Raw genomic sequence first — 13992 nt, 5'->3', positions numbered from 1 at the left:
GAAATGGAAAGGGGTGCTGTCATGAATCCTTTTCCATCAGCTTTTTTTACATAGAAGGAAGGTAAATTATATTGAAAATAGCAGTAGGCAGTAAAAATCCGGCGAAAGTAAGTGCCGTGCTTGGTGTATATGAAGATGCAGAAATCATTTCGCTTCAAGTGGAGAGCGGGGTCCCGGAACAGCCTTTTTCAGACGAGGAAACGATGGAGGGGGCAATGACACGTGCCCGGAACTGCTTGATTCACAGTGATGCCGAAATGGGTATCGGGCTTGAAGGCGGTGTCGTGAAAATGGGACAAGCCCTGTTTCTGTGTAATTGGGGTGCAATGGCAACAAGGGACGGTGAGGTCTTTGTAGCTGCCGGAGCGAGAATCCCAGTTCCGGGAATTGTTGCTGAGAAGCTGCTGGACGGTGAAGAGTTGGGCCCGGTGATGGATGCCTTCACAAGGCAAGAGAATATTAGCAAAAAGGAAGGAGCGATCGGCGTATTTACAAATGAGCGAATCACCAGGGGGGAAATGTTCCTTCATATCATGAGGATGCTAGCCGGTCAACACGAGTATAAGCTGAAAATGAAAAAGCAGGATTTTTGAATCACTGTCATGGAAAAGCGGGTTTCGAATGATGGAAACGAACACTGCCAAAACAGAGCAGGAACGGACAGGATTTTATTGAGCGGCCTTGCTAGTATAGTGACAAGGGGGGAGCGAAATGGGGTGGGTTGAATCAATCCAAAAGGCCATCGAATATATCGAGGAGCACTTATTGGAGGACCTGACGATCGAGAGTATTTCCAGGCAGGCGAATGCCTCAGCTTTTCATTTTCAACGGACATTCACCATTTTAACGGATATAACCATTGGTGACTATATCCGTCGTCGAAGACTGACCTTAGCGGCCCAGGAGATTTCATCAACAAATGGCAAGGTCATTGATTTAGCCTACAAGTATGGCTATGACACCCCCGAGGCGTTCTCAAAAGCTTTTCGAAGGCAGCATGGGGTATCTCCAAGCGAAGCCCGAAAGTATATGGGGAAGCTGAAATTCTATGAACGCCTGGTGATACAGGTGATTCTGAAAGGGGCAAAACCGATGAAATACAATATCCTTGAAAGGGATTCCTTTCAATTGATTGGAATCAAGCAAGAGTTTTCTTTGGTTAATGAAGAGAATTTGATCGGGATTCCAAAGTTGTGGGAGAAAGTGAATTCGGATGGAACAGGAGATAGGTTAGCGAAGTTGAACAATGGCCAAATAGATGGCTTGATTGGTGTATGTGTCGATAAGCGGGCTGTGGAAAAAAATGAAACGATGGATTATTGGATAGGTGCAGAGTATGCCGGGAAAGTGCCTGAAGAGTTTTCAACCCTTACGATACCGGCTTCCAAGTGGGTTGCATTCGAAGTTCACGGACCTATGCCGGATGCCATCCAACAAGCTTGGAAACGAATTTTTTCCGAATGGTTCCCTACCAGCGGTTATGAACATGCCGGAACTCCAGAATTGGAAGTATACGCGAATGACGACGCTTCAAACCCTGACTATTACTCCGAAATTTGGATTCCCATTAAAAAGGGATAAGATAAAATATTCGTTTTTCGCTTGCAGGGGAGGCCCTGCAAGCTTTTTATTCGTTTCTTTATAAATGATCAGTCTTTCATACTTGAGCTGGACAGTTAAGGGACAATGGGGTTTACAGCCCTTCTTCAAAAATATAAGAAAGCACCTTCATGGCTTGGTTAACGGATTCTACCGTGACACTCGCCTTTTCCGATAATTCCTTTAAGGCATGATGATGGGATTCCGGACGAATCAAAATAAGCGGTTTACCCAGGGAAATGGCGGTGCTTGCGTCCATGGCAGTATTCCACTGTTTATATTTCTCGCCAAACAGAGCGACGACAAGATCAGCTTTTTTCATCAAAAGGCCTGTCCGCAAATTATTGATTTGGGAAGCGGCCGCATCCTTCAGGATGGGATTCGGCTGTTCCCCGAGGATATCTTCACCGATATTATCGGAGCGTTCATGATTTTCCATCGGGCCTACAAATTCTAAAGGAAGCTTCAGTGCAGCGGACTTATCTCTCAGCTCACTTCTCCAATTTGAATGGATCTCCCCAGCAAGATACACGGTTAACTTCATTGTTTTCCTCCTCGGTATTAAAATTGCTTTCATTGTACCATGTTTTTTAGAAAATGGATGAATTCCATAAATAAGGATAATATTATCCATAAGGTAGTAAAAGAGACGGCTGGAGGAATGACGATGGCTTTATCGAATAAGAATATCCTTGTTTTTCTGTTGATAAGCAGTTTGATTGTGGGCTGCTCAAGTATCGAGAGACAAACCGAAAAGGCTATGAAGGCTGCTGAAGTGGCTTTTCGTGACGATGAAAAACAGCCCAATCAAGAGGCGGGGCTAATTCAGGTCTATCTGCCAAAGGATTTTAAAGTAGTGGAAGAACATGATAATAATTTGATTTTACAAAAAGGTGATAAGATTTATATATTATTTGACAATCCAAATGAAAAAGAAGACAGCTCCGTGATATATTTGGCGATAAAGGAACAAGATGATCAAAATGTAATGCTGCATTCTTTTCAGACTGAAGATAAATTCGGCTTTATCTCGATCAAAGAGATACCGAAAGAAAAGTATGAGCTTGCAGTGGGAATCGGCGGGGTGAAGCTGACAACCGAAACGGATAAAGACCAATTAAAAACCGATGCAAAACAAATGATGGAAATCGTTTCATCCGTGCCCCAGTAATAAGCTGACCCCTGCCTTTCAACCGATCCGTATTAATGGTTGATTTCTGGAGAGTCTGGTATGATGGGATTATAAAAACTAAGGTGTCATTTAGAGCAGGAGGAATATTCAAATGGAAAATTTACAAACCGTTGAGCAATATGATGCATTGAAAAATGAAGGCAAACATATCTTTCTTTTTTCGGCGACATGGTGTGGGGATTGCCGTGTAATCGAACCGATAATGCCGGAGATTGAAACGAAATTTCCTGACTTTACATTCATTCATGTGGACCGTGATGAATTCATCGATGTGTGTGCGGCTAATGATGTATTCGGTATACCAAGTTTCATCGCGTATGATAATGGTAAAGAGCTAGGCAGATTCGTGAGCAAGGATCGTAAAACGCAAGAACAAATTGAGGAATTCATACAATCACTATAATCAATATCCCCTTCTCGCTGGGGATTTTTCAATGAAGAGGAGGGTCAGTCATGAAAATGGACAGCACGAAGCTGAAAAATATCCTGAAGGAATGTTTAAAAGATGAAAATCGCACATTTAAATTCGATAGCAAGAAAGATACGTTACGGGTGGAAAATGTGAAGACCGGGAAGGGTATCACCATCGAGTTGCCTCCTGTACTTGCTAACTATGAAAACGTACAGGAAAAGGCCATCGATGAAATTATCTATTACGTGGAAGAGGCCCTGAATGTGATGGGGGGAGAACATAGCATGGAAGGCAAGGAGAAATTCATTTTCCCAGTCATCCGCTCGACCTCCTTTCCAATGGAATCGGAAGAAGGAAATCCATTTTTATTCGATGAGCATACGGCTGAAACCCGGATTTTTTATGCCCTTGATTTAGGGAAAACCTACCGTCTTATAGATGAAAAGATGATTCAACGGGAAAATTGGCAGGGTGACAGGATCCGTGAAATTGCCCTTTTTAATGCCCGTTCCCTCTCCACTGAAATGAAGTCGGATATCGTTGCAGGTAATGCATTTTATTTTTTGAACACGAATGATGGTTATGATGCCAGCAGGATCCTGAATGAATCATGGCTTCGGGAAATGAAGGACAAGATCGAGGGAACCATGGCTGTGGCCATTCCCCATCAGGACGTCATCATCATTGCCGATGTGAAGAATGATACGGGCTATGATATTCTTGCGCAAATGGCGATGAGCTTCTTTGCCAGCGGTCATGTTCCAATAACGGCTCTATCATTTCTTTACGAAGAAAATGAGTTGGAGCCCATCTTCATTATGGGTAAAAACAAAAAGCGTGAACAATAATATATTGAATACAAAAGGACCGTGTCAGCATCTGACAGCGGTCCTTTTAAAGTTTAATAGAGTTTATGACCCTTAGAGTTGATATTTATTTTTTAATCGGTGATAATATAATTGTAATATTTTGAAAATATGGAATAAAACAATATAACGAGCGGATGAACGTTGTGGGAGAGTGCAAAGCATTGAGCCACCGAAGGAGCAAGTTCCAAAAATATCCCTTGGAGCAAATCTCTCAGGTAAATGGAACCGCAGCTGGACGCAACTCTGGAGAGCGCGCAGGAAGTGTGCCACCAACGGGGAAACCTCCATGACCAAAATGGAGTTAAACTCTCAGGTAAAAGGACAGAGAAGGGAGCGGTAAGTTTACGGAACCCTTCTCTGTCCTTTTTTATTTGGCTTTTTACATACAGAAGGTTTGCAGCGAACATGGAACTTACTAATATGCTAATCAACTTGAAATAATGGGGGAGAATAATCGTGAATGTGAAAAGCAAATTAATGAACATGCTTGAAGCCCGTAAAGGGGAAATGGTTCAAATCCGCCGTCATTTACACGAGAATCCGGAGCTATCCTTCAAAGAAGAGAAAACGGCAAAATATATCATTGATTTTTATAAGGGGAAAGATGTATCGATTCAAACGAATGTAGGAAATGGATTAGGGATCATCGTGACGATCGAAGGCGGAAAACCAGGGAAAACGATAGGTCTCCGTGCCGATTTCGATGCACTGCCGATTTCAGAAGAAGCGGAGGTTCCATTCCGTTCAAAAAATGAAGGTGTCATGCATGCCTGCGGACACGATGGGCATACCGCTTATTTATTGGTATTGGCAGACTGCATCAATGAGCTGAAAGATTCCCTATCAGGTACGATCAAAATAATTCATCAACATGCAGAAGAAACACCCCCCGGAGGAGCCAAAAGCATTATGGAATCAGGGTTTTTGGATGAACTGGATGCTGTTTTTGGAATCCATTTATTTCCTTCTCATCCAGCAGGGGTTGTCGGGTATCGCGGCGGCTATTCGATGGCTGGACGGACCTATTTCAAGTTAGCGATAAAGGGTGTAGGCGGCCATGGATCCTCCCCGCATATGGCTAATGATACCATTGTGGCAGGCGCCCATTTCGTGACAGCCGTACAAACCGTAATCAGCCGTCGCTTGAACCCTTTTGATATGGGTGTAGTCACAATCGGCTCCTTCGATGGAAAAGGAAGCTTTAATGTCATTAAAGATCGTATAGAAATTGAAGGGGATGTTCGTTATATGACAGCAGAGACCCAACAGCTGATCGATAAGGAAATCCACCGGATCGTTAAAGGGATAGAAACGGAATTTGATGTTCAGTGCGAACTTACATATGTTCCCGATTATCCTCCGTTATATAATGACCCTGAACTGACTGGATTCGTGAAAAATAGCCTGGAAAGCATGGATGACAAAGATATTAAGAAGGTTGTGGAATTTCCGGTTTTCTCTGGTTCGGAAGATTTTTCGTATTATGCAGAAAAGATTCCTGGCTGCTTCTTTTACATTGGCTGTAAACCGAAAGGGGTGGAGAAGGCATATTTCAATCACCATCCTAAATTCGACATTGATGAGGATGCCCTTTTGATCGCTTCCAAATCAGTGGCGCAGGTTGTATGCAGTTTTTATGAATGGAAATAGTACCTTTGGTCTTTGTTTGCAAAAAAAACGCAGAAACCCACAAAACACCGTTCGGTATTAACGAACGGTGTTTTATGGGTTGCGGCAGGTATTTGGATGCCGTCGGCGGTTTCATGAAGGATGTTGCAATGAATTGGCCAGTCTGCTTCAAAGGCTGCATGAAAACTTAATCTCTTTGTAAACGCGATTTAACAGCGGTGTTTTATTTAAATAGTAGACTAGGGGCTAATGTTATTTCGCAATTGATAGGTTTAAACTCATTCCAGAAGGGGTTTAATAGGGTAGGAGCTCTGCGAAATACGTTAAGTTAGCAGGAATGCGATAAAAAAAATAGATGCTAATCCCAATTCAGCTTAAATTTTCTCGATATTTTTAAAATAACTGGTAGAATTAGTTACATAACTACAGATGTAGAAAGAGTGATAGTTTTGAAATGGCTAAATAAGATGAAAAAATGGTTCCAAGCAGAGGAAATTATTGAAATCGAAGAAATTATTATAGATGAGCCGCTTGATGAAGAGACATTAAAGAAAATGGATTTTTCAAAGCTTTCTAAGTCAAAGAAAGAAGAAATAAAGGTTTACAATCAAAAAGTGGAAAATATGTCCCAGACGCCAGACCCGGATACGAAAATCCTGTTTCAATATCCAAAAGGACAGTTCAAGTTTCCGCTCATTCCAGACCGGGAGCAGAATAAAAGAAAGCCTAGGGAAAGAAACAGGGAAGAAAATGAACCCAAACAGGGGAAGAATGTGTCCAAAGAAACAACGAGAAGGCCTGTAAGGGATACTGAACCAAAACGGAGAAGCTTCGACCGGGAGGAAACCTCAAAAATAGTCCCGTCAAAAACTCCCTTCCGCCCAACGGAAATCCCTTCACCCATTTATGGGTTCCGTCGTCCGGAAAAAAAAACGGTCCCTTCTGAAGAAATTGTCGAATATGAATTAGAAAGCAAAATGCCCATCCTTAAAAAAGAAGGACCCGATATCGAGATTCCGGTATCGATCCCTGAAATCTCAAAAGAAGTGTCACATGAGGAAATGACGATAGAACCATCCGTTCTTATACCGGAACAAGCTGAAAAAAAAAGGGAAGATTCGGAGATACCCGCTTTCTTTCGTAGGAATTCCATTGAGTCACTGCCAGAAGAAGCAGTAAGCGAGCCTGACATAATTGAGCCTGCGGTGGAAAAAGGGGCTATTGAACAGGACCAGGTCGATTTTGGACGCGAAGTCGCTGTATCCATCATGGAACAGGCGGACGACACCCCGCCTGAAGCTATATCGGTTCCTGGGGAGGTTGCTGCACAATCAAATCAACCATCCGTTAGTCAAGGGACACTGCCTGAAGATCCATCTGAGGCAATACCTGAAGTGCAGCCTAAACGTCCGAAAAAACATATCCCATTTAATGTGATGATGCTTAAGCAAGATCGGGAAAAAAACAGCTTCATGAATAAAATGATGCCGGAAAAAAAAAGCCTTAATTCGGAAAGGGCAGTAGTTTCCCCTGATAAGCGTCCAATGAATGATGCTGCTGAAACGGAGACAGGACAAGCGAAACCATCCGCCATTCCTGAACGGAAACAAGAGGAAGGCAGAGTTATGCCGAAAGAGGGGACTCCGGTCATTACACCAACCTTTTTGGACACTAAGGCTGGTTCGGAAATCGCCGCCGTGCCTGAAAATACAGTTGAATCCAATATTGGTTCCAGCCCGGTCACTAAGCCGCTCTTGGAACAGGAATCCACCATTTCCGGAAATGGGTATCAAGAAGCAGTTTATACAGAGGCGGCAGCAGAAAGTGGCCAGGGCGATACCCCGGCAGTTTTTGGCTCCGTGGAAGCAGAGGATAATCCATATTATGTGTTTCCGAATATCGAATTGCTGACACCTCCCACTTATGCTGTGCATGATGATGAGTGGCTCGAGGAACAGACTTTATTACTTGATGAGACATTGAAAAATTTCAATGTCCGTGCAAAGGTCGTCAATGTCACTCAAGGACCGGCAGTAACTCGTTTCGAGGTGCATCCGGAGCCGGGAGTGAAGGTGAATAAAGTGACGAACCTGATGGATGACATCAAATTAAGCCTTGCTGCTCAGGATATGCGGATGGAAGCGCCTATTCCGGGTAAACATACAATTGGCATCGAGATTCCGAACAGGAAAAGCAAACCGGTATTTTTGCGTGAGGTTTTGGAAAGTACTGAGTTTCAAGAGCATGAATCACCGCTTGCCGTGGCTTTAGGACTCGATATATCCGGTCAGCCGATTATCACGGATTTGAGAAAGATGCCGCATGGATTGATAGCCGGGCAAACGGGATCGGGGAAAAGTGTATGTATCAACACGATGCTGGTCAGCTTGCTGTATAAAGCGACGCCGCAGGAATTGAAATTACTGTTGATCGATCCGAAAATGGTCGAGCTCGCCCCATATAACCGGATCCCGCATTTGGTCAGTCCAGTCATAACCGATGTAAAAGCGGCTACGGCTGCGTTGAAATGGGCTGTAGAGGAGATGGAACGGCGTTATGAATTGTTTGTACATGCCGGTGTGCGTGATATCACCCGCTTTAATGACCAAGCGGAAAAAGCCGGTCAATATTCAAGCAAGCTGCCTTATATCCTAGTGATCATCGATGAGCTTGCGGATCTAATGATGATGTCCCCGGCTGATGTAGAGGAAGCGATTTGCCGGATTGCGCAAAAGGCCCGTGCCTGCGGCATCCATTTGATTGTAGCCACTCAAAGACCTTCAGTCGATGTCATAACTGGATTGATCAAGGCAAATATCCCGACAAGGATCGCTTTTTCGGTTTCTTCACAAGTCGACTCCCGTACAATCATCGATAGCGGCGGTGCAGAAAAATTATTGGGAAGAGGAGATATGTTATTCGCTGAAAACGGCTCTTCGAAAACGGTGCGCCTGCAAGGGACTTTCGTGAGTGATGAAGAAATCGATCAAGTCGTAAACCATGTTAAACTGGAGCAGCAGCCGAAATACCTGTTTGAACAGGAAGACTTGCTGAACAGGGCCGAAGTCACGGAAGATGCGGATGAACTGTTTTTCGAGGCCTGTGAATTTGTCGTGAGCCAGCAGGCGGCATCTGCATCGAGTGTCCAAAGGCGCTTCCGTGTCGGTTATAACCGTGCATCGCGTCTAATAGAAATGATGGAGCAACGGGGAGTCGTTTCCGAATCCAGGGGCTCAAGGCCCAGGGATGTATTGATTACGGAAGAAGAACTGGAATTTTTACATGTTAATTAAGAGAACCTAATAAAAGGAAATTGAATATAATGTGAAAGGGTGAAAACCCTTTTTTATCCCCTTAATTGAGGGAAAAACCAATGATTTGATAAATTGGCATCTGCCTGACATGGATGAATGAATAAAAAAGTGATATAATAGTTTTTTGTTGATGAATGATTGAAGATAAGAGCTTGAAAAACCTATTAAGAAATTGCGTTACTAACAAGTCTCGTAATGGAAAAACAAATAAAAGATGACGTCATATACTGTCATACAGGTAGACGATTGGTGGAGGTTCGCTTTATGACTGCTTACCATTTTGTGGGAATTAAAGGGTCGGGTATGAGTGCTCTTGCACAAATACTGCATGATATGAATATTGAAGTGCAGGGTTCCGATTACGAAAAAGAATTTTTTACACAATTGGCATTAGAAAAAGCCGGGATTAAAATCCTTCCTTTCAACGAGGAAAATATTCAACCTGGAATGACCATCATTGCAGGAAATGCGTTTCCGGATAGTCATCCGGAAATCGTGAAGGCAAAAGAACTTGATTTGCCGATTATCCGTTATCACCGCTTCCTAGGTGATTTCATGAAAAACTTCATTAGCGTGGCCGTTACGGGAGCGCATGGTAAAACATCGACGACCGGTTTGCTTGCCCATGTAATGGGGGGCGCTAAACCGACATCCTTCTTGATTGGGGATGGAACGGGTAAAGGTATCGTGAATTCTGATTACTTCGTATTCGAAGCATGTGAATATCGCCGTCATTTCCTTTCCTATTATCCGGATTATGCAATCATGACGAATATCGATTTTGATCATCCTGATTATTACGCCAATGTCGAAGACGTGTTCGAGGCTTTCCAAACGATGGCCCTTCAAGTCAACAAAGGCATCATTGCGTGCGGGGATGATGAGCATTTACCACATATTCAGGCGAAAGTACCGGTTATTTTTTACGGATTTGCAGAAGGAAATGATTTTCAAGCGAAAAATGTTTCCGTCACTCCGGATGGCACGACTTTTGATGTGCATGTAAGGAACAATTACTATGATACATTCACTATTCCTACTTTTGGAAAGCATAATGTGTTGAATGCACTTGGTGTCATTGCACTTTGTAAATATGAAAACTTGGATACGGAAGCTGTGAAAGCCCAGTTGCGGACTTTTGGCGGAGTTAAACGCCGGTTCTCCGAAAAGGAAATCGGAAGTCAGATCATCATTGATGATTATGCACACCATCCGACCGAGATCTCTGCAACTGTCGACTCGGCGCGTCAGAAATATCCAGAGCGTGAAGTTGTTGCGGTATTCCAGCCACATACTTTCTCGAGAACGCAGGCATTCCTGGATGAATTCGCCGACAGCTTGAATTTGGCCGACAAAGTATACTTATGTGAAATTTTTGGATCTGCTCGTGAACATCAAGGGAAGTTATCGATTGAAGACCTTCAAGATAAGATTCCCGGTGCCGAGCTGATTACGGAGAACACAACATCAATATTGCAACATCATGAAAACAGTGTCGTGTTATTCATGGGTGCGGGGGACATTCAAAAGTTCCAGGCAGCCTACGAGCATTCACTGCAGGTAAAATAAAAAAAACGACCATCCGTTAGTAGCGGGTCGGTCGTTTTTTTATTGGTGTTTATGTTATTTTAAATTTTCTGGATTTAAATTTTCCAGTTCCGGTAAAACGAAGCGTCCGTCCTTACGTATCAAGACGTCATCAAAATGGATTTCCCCGCCGCCATATTCAGGCCGCTGGATATTGACCAGGTCCCAGTGAATGTCTGAATGGTTTCCGTTAAAGGCATCATCATAGCATTGTCCGGGAGTGAAATGAAAACTTCCATCAATTTTTTCATCAAAGAGGATATCTTGCATCGGGTGTAGAATATAAGGATTTACACCAATTGCAAATTCACCGACATATCGTGCGCCTTCATCAGTATCAAAAATTTTGTTGATGCGTTCCGTATCATTCGCAACCGCTTCAACGATTTTTCCATCCTTGAATGTCAACTTCACGTTTTCAAAAGTAAAACCCTGATAAGGGGACGGAGTATTATACGAAATCACTCCATTGATGGAATCTTTAACCGGAGCCGTATATACTTCACCGTCAGGAATGTTTAGCTCACCCGCACATTTGATGGCTTTAATGTCTTTGATGGAGAAGGTTAGGTCCGTACCGGGCCCAGTTAAGCGGACCTTATCCGTTTTATCCATCAATTCAACAAGATTGTCCATTGCTGCGCTCATTTTGCCATAGTCGAGGTTGCAGACTTCGAAATAAAAGTCTTCGAATGCTTCTGTGCTCATTTTGGCTAATTGGGCCATTGAATTTGTCGGGTAGCGAAGTACGACCCATTTTGTTTTTGGCACGCGGATATTTCTATGTACTTTACCGACTGTCTGTCCATGAATCGCCATCTTCTCTGAAGGGACATCGGATTGTTCATTGATATTATCCCCGGCACGAAGCCCGATATAAGCATCCATCTGTTTCATTACGTTTGCTTCAAACTCACCCATCAACTTGTACTGTTCTTCTTTGGCACCCATCAGCAAGGCACGATCCACTTGGTGATCCTTTAAAAGGACGAATGGGTAACCACCTGCTGCATAGGCTTCATCCACAAGTGCGTTAACAAGCTCACGCTGCAATCCAAAGTTTTCGATCAAGATTCTTTCACCTTTTTGAAGCTTCACGGAATAATTGATTAAGTTTTTGGCCAATGTACCAATTCTGGGATCTTTCATAAAAAATACCTCCATTGTTTAAATTCGACTTATCTTTTCTATCATACCCGATTTCCTGCCATAAGTGTCACCCATGAATTTCACGGAGGAACTGGATGCAGACAACAATATTTCCAGATTAGGGTTTGATAGGGTATATTGAAAAAATAAATAAGTTTATAATAATAGGGAAGGGGTAATTAATATCTAACAGCCATTAAATAAGTCGATTTTTTTCGGAGGTGTTCCAATGGAGATTATTTTATACGTAAGTGCTGCTGTTGCAGCGATAGCTTTTTTGGTACTTGTTATTTTCCTAACAAAGGTACTGACATCACTTCAAACTACCCTGGACAGTGTGGCCCGGACGCTGACAGGACTAGAGAGCCAAATGCAGGGCATAACGCTCGAAACTACTCAGTTATTACATAAAACGAATACGTTGGCTGAAGATTTGCAGCAAAAGTCGGAAAACCTGAACACGGTGGTGGATGCCGTGAAGGATGTTGGCACATCCATCTCTAGCTTTAATTCTTCCATCCAAAAGGTTTCCCATAAAGTGCAGGCTGAGATTGATAATAACCAAGAACGAATCTCACAAATTGTACAATGGAGCAATGTAGCCATGGAGATAAGGGACAAGTGGAAGGCCAGAAGCAAACAGTCTGCCCCGACCCCAACCGAAAGGGCGGAGTTAGAAAGGGAAGCGCTTGAAACAGATAACCTGCCTAAAAAAAGGTTTTTACGTTCTAGATCTTAAAATCTAGTTAAATAAAAAATGAACTGAAAATTGAAAGGGGAATGTATTATGACTCAAAAAGAATTTGCGGCAAACGACTATCAGAAATCTTATGAGGACGAACGCGACTCGATCAATTCGAAGGACTTTATGATTGGCGCCTTGATCGGCGGGATGATCGGAGCAGCTACAGCTTTGTTCATGGCCCCGAAAACAGGCAAGGAATTAAGGAATGACTTCAATGAACAAGCTAAAAACATTTCAGAGAAAACAGAAAGATTAAGACAAACGGCAATGGAAAAAGGAACATTCCTTGCTGATACTGCAAAAGAAAAAACAAGCTCCGTCACGGAAATCGTTTCCAACAAATCTTCAAATATCGTCAATAAAGTGAAAAGCTTAAAAACGGGAAAAGAAAACGGCGACGCGGCTGATGATACGACGAATTCCAGCAATAAGGATATAGATGTAACCGGAACTTCCGATTCTCCTATCGTATCCGTCGAAACGAACTTTGCTAACGGCAATGACTCGGAAAATAATCCTGCAGATCCTACAAGCGGAAACAAGAATGCGGCAAAATTAAAACTTGATGAAGCGAAAAAGGCATTTGATGAAACAGAGAATAATCTAATGAAATAAACTCCTTGGATCCCTTTAATGGGGATGAAGAGGCATAAAGGGACGAAGAATAAGGCGGTGAAGTGCTTTGATGGCTTCATCGCCTTTTTGATGGTAAAATTTATATGGACAAGGAAAGGAGACTGTTTTATGGTCATGAGCAAAATCGAAACAGAAGAACAATTCAATGAGCTTCTAAAAGAGGATACATTCCTGCTTTTCAAGCATAGTGTAACGTGCCCGGTCAGTGCTGAAGCATTTGAACAATATGAGAGGTACATCTTGGGGAACGAACAACTTAAAACGGCCTATTTAGCCGTTCAGGAAGCTCGTCCACTATCTAATTATGTGGCAGAAACATTTGATGTCAAACATCAATCACCTCAGGCCATCCTTTTTAAAAGTGGAAAACCTGCCTGGAATGAATCTCATTGGCGGATTACATATGATTCATTGAGCAAGGCCATTACTGAATGAATGATGAAGGCCGGATCCCTTTTGTAAGGGGTCCGGCCTTTTATTATTCCATTTGGTGGCCATGTGAATTTTAAACGGTCTCCAGGGGAAACCTTTTCTTTAAAGGCCCTTCCTGTTCAAGTGGCAGACGATTTGATCATGGTCCAATGCTCTTTAAGATAAAATATCAATTAAATTATAGCTTTCTTGTTCTATTTCCAATATAATTCCTACAACGGATTGTTCCAATATTCAGTCTAAATCGTTTTTCCTGCATGAAACACCTGATTTTATGCATTCATAACTTTAATGCTTAAAAGCGTTTAATTATTAAAGAAAAATATCGTGACATTTATGGGCACTTCATTTATAATTGATTTAATCATACATGAAATATTCTAAATTTTTCATTGATAATACAATCGGGGTGGATGTTCGAGGATCCA

At 42.6% G+C, this 13992-nt stretch carries 13 protein-coding genes and 1 riboswitch; of the genes, 11 read left to right on the top strand and 2 right to left on the bottom strand.

The window, feature by feature from the left end; genetic code table 11:
• The first annotated feature begins 71 nt into the window (after positions 1–71).
• Positions 72–593: a DUF84 family protein gene (locus AC3ISB_RS20760; RefSeq protein ID WP_098369922.1), complete on the top strand. Its 522-nt coding sequence runs from the start codon at positions 72–74 to the stop codon at positions 591–593.
• Positions 594–711: 118 nt separating this feature from the next.
• Positions 712–1581, top strand: a complete 870-nt coding sequence (locus tag AC3ISB_RS20755; RefSeq protein ID WP_339200544.1) for a GyrI-like domain-containing protein — start codon at positions 712–714, stop codon at positions 1579–1581.
• Between the two features lie 112 nt (positions 1582–1693).
• On the opposite strand, the gene AC3ISB_RS20750 is transcribed toward AC3ISB_RS20755, so the two are convergent.
• On the bottom strand, positions 1694–2143 hold the full coding sequence (locus AC3ISB_RS20750) for a YtoQ family protein (protein WP_098369924.1): 450 nt from the start codon (positions 2141–2143) through the stop codon (positions 1694–1696).
• Between the two features lie 123 nt (positions 2144–2266).
• On the opposite strand from AC3ISB_RS20750, the gene AC3ISB_RS20745 reads away from it, so the two are divergent.
• The 6 genes from AC3ISB_RS20745 (at position 2267) to murC (ending at position 10584) form a co-directional block, all read left to right on the top strand.
• Positions 2267–2770, top strand: coding sequence for a hypothetical protein (locus AC3ISB_RS20745; protein ID WP_480340203.1), 504 nt, complete (start codon positions 2267–2269; stop codon positions 2768–2770).
• Positions 2771–2882: 112 nt separating this feature from the next.
• Entirely contained in the window at positions 2883–3194 is a 312-nt protein-coding gene (locus AC3ISB_RS20740) for a thioredoxin family protein (RefSeq protein ID WP_076364640.1), read from the top strand.
• 50 nt (positions 3195–3244) lie between these two features.
• A complete protein-coding gene (locus AC3ISB_RS20735; protein ID WP_480340204.1) occupies positions 3245–4051 on the top strand; it encodes a DUF1444 domain-containing protein in 807 nt (268 codons plus the stop codon).
• 254 nt (positions 4052–4305) lie between these two features.
• A riboswitch (glycine riboswitch) is annotated at positions 4306–4407 on the top strand.
• A gap of 127 nt (positions 4408–4534) precedes the next feature.
• A complete protein-coding gene (locus AC3ISB_RS20730) occupies positions 4535–5722 on the top strand; it encodes an amidohydrolase (protein ID WP_098370101.1) in 1188 nt (395 codons plus the stop codon).
• A 428-nt stretch (positions 5723–6150) separates the two neighbouring features.
• Positions 6151–8994: a DNA translocase FtsK gene (locus AC3ISB_RS20725; protein ID WP_480340205.1), complete on the top strand. Its 2844-nt coding sequence runs from the start codon at positions 6151–6153 to the stop codon at positions 8992–8994.
• A gap of 285 nt (positions 8995–9279) precedes the next feature.
• A complete protein-coding gene (gene murC, locus AC3ISB_RS20720; RefSeq protein WP_098369927.1) occupies positions 9280–10584 on the top strand; it encodes a UDP-N-acetylmuramate--L-alanine ligase in 1305 nt (434 codons plus the stop codon).
• Between the two features lie 54 nt (positions 10585–10638).
• Here the strand turns inward: murC and AC3ISB_RS20715 are convergent, their stop codons facing one another.
• Positions 10639–11751, bottom strand: coding sequence for an aminopeptidase (locus AC3ISB_RS20715; RefSeq protein ID WP_480340207.1), 1113 nt, complete (start codon positions 11749–11751; stop codon positions 10639–10641).
• 229 nt (positions 11752–11980) lie between these two features.
• On the opposite strand from AC3ISB_RS20715, the gene AC3ISB_RS20710 reads away from it, so the two are divergent.
• The 3 genes from AC3ISB_RS20710 (at position 11981) to ytxJ (ending at position 13567) form a co-directional block, all read left to right on the top strand.
• Positions 11981–12490, top strand: coding sequence for a DUF948 domain-containing protein (locus AC3ISB_RS20710; RefSeq protein WP_098369929.1), 510 nt, complete (start codon positions 11981–11983; stop codon positions 12488–12490).
• A 48-nt stretch (positions 12491–12538) separates the two neighbouring features.
• The gene (locus AC3ISB_RS20705) at positions 12539–13111 is read left to right on the top strand and encodes a YtxH domain-containing protein (protein WP_141993936.1); all 573 of its coding nucleotides are present in this window, start codon (positions 12539–12541) and stop codon (positions 13109–13111) included.
• Positions 13112–13240: 129 nt separating this feature from the next.
• The gene (gene ytxJ, locus AC3ISB_RS20700) at positions 13241–13567 is read left to right on the top strand and encodes a bacillithiol system redox-active protein YtxJ (RefSeq protein WP_098370103.1); all 327 of its coding nucleotides are present in this window, start codon (positions 13241–13243) and stop codon (positions 13565–13567) included.
• Positions 13568–13992 lie beyond the last annotated feature (425 nt).

The organism is Peribacillus sp. GL_122 (assembly GCF_057835005.1).
The sequence above is the reverse complement of the archived record's forward strand: the minus strand, read 5'-3'. Positions and strand labels throughout refer to the sequence as shown.

What these genes read in the sequence shown, in the direction of transcription:
- AC3ISB_RS20755 (WP_339200544.1), top strand. Translation starts at nt 712, where the DNA reads ATGGGGTGGGTTGAATCAATCCAAAAGGCCATCGAATATATCGAGGAG.
- AC3ISB_RS20750 (WP_098369924.1), bottom strand. Translation starts at nt 2,143, where the DNA reads ATGAAGTTAACCGTGTATCTTGCTGGGGAGATCCATTCAAATTGGAGA.
- AC3ISB_RS20745 (WP_480340203.1), top strand. Translation starts at nt 2,267, where the DNA reads ATGGCTTTATCGAATAAGAATATCCTTGTTTTTCTGTTGATAAGCAGT.
- AC3ISB_RS20740 (WP_076364640.1), top strand. Translation starts at nt 2,883, where the DNA reads ATGGAAAATTTACAAACCGTTGAGCAATATGATGCATTGAAAAATGAA.
- AC3ISB_RS20735 (WP_480340204.1), top strand. Translation starts at nt 3,245, where the DNA reads ATGAAAATGGACAGCACGAAGCTGAAAAATATCCTGAAGGAATGTTTA.
- murC (WP_098369927.1), top strand. Translation starts at nt 9,280, where the DNA reads ATGACTGCTTACCATTTTGTGGGAATTAAAGGGTCGGGTATGAGTGCT.
- AC3ISB_RS20715 (WP_480340207.1), bottom strand. Translation starts at nt 11,751, where the DNA reads ATGAAAGATCCCAGAATTGGTACATTGGCCAAAAACTTAATCAATTAT.
- AC3ISB_RS20710 (WP_098369929.1), top strand. Translation starts at nt 11,981, where the DNA reads ATGGAGATTATTTTATACGTAAGTGCTGCTGTTGCAGCGATAGCTTTT.
- AC3ISB_RS20705 (WP_141993936.1), top strand. Translation starts at nt 12,539, where the DNA reads ATGACTCAAAAAGAATTTGCGGCAAACGACTATCAGAAATCTTATGAG.
- ytxJ (WP_098370103.1), top strand. Translation starts at nt 13,241, where the DNA reads ATGGTCATGAGCAAAATCGAAACAGAAGAACAATTCAATGAGCTTCTA.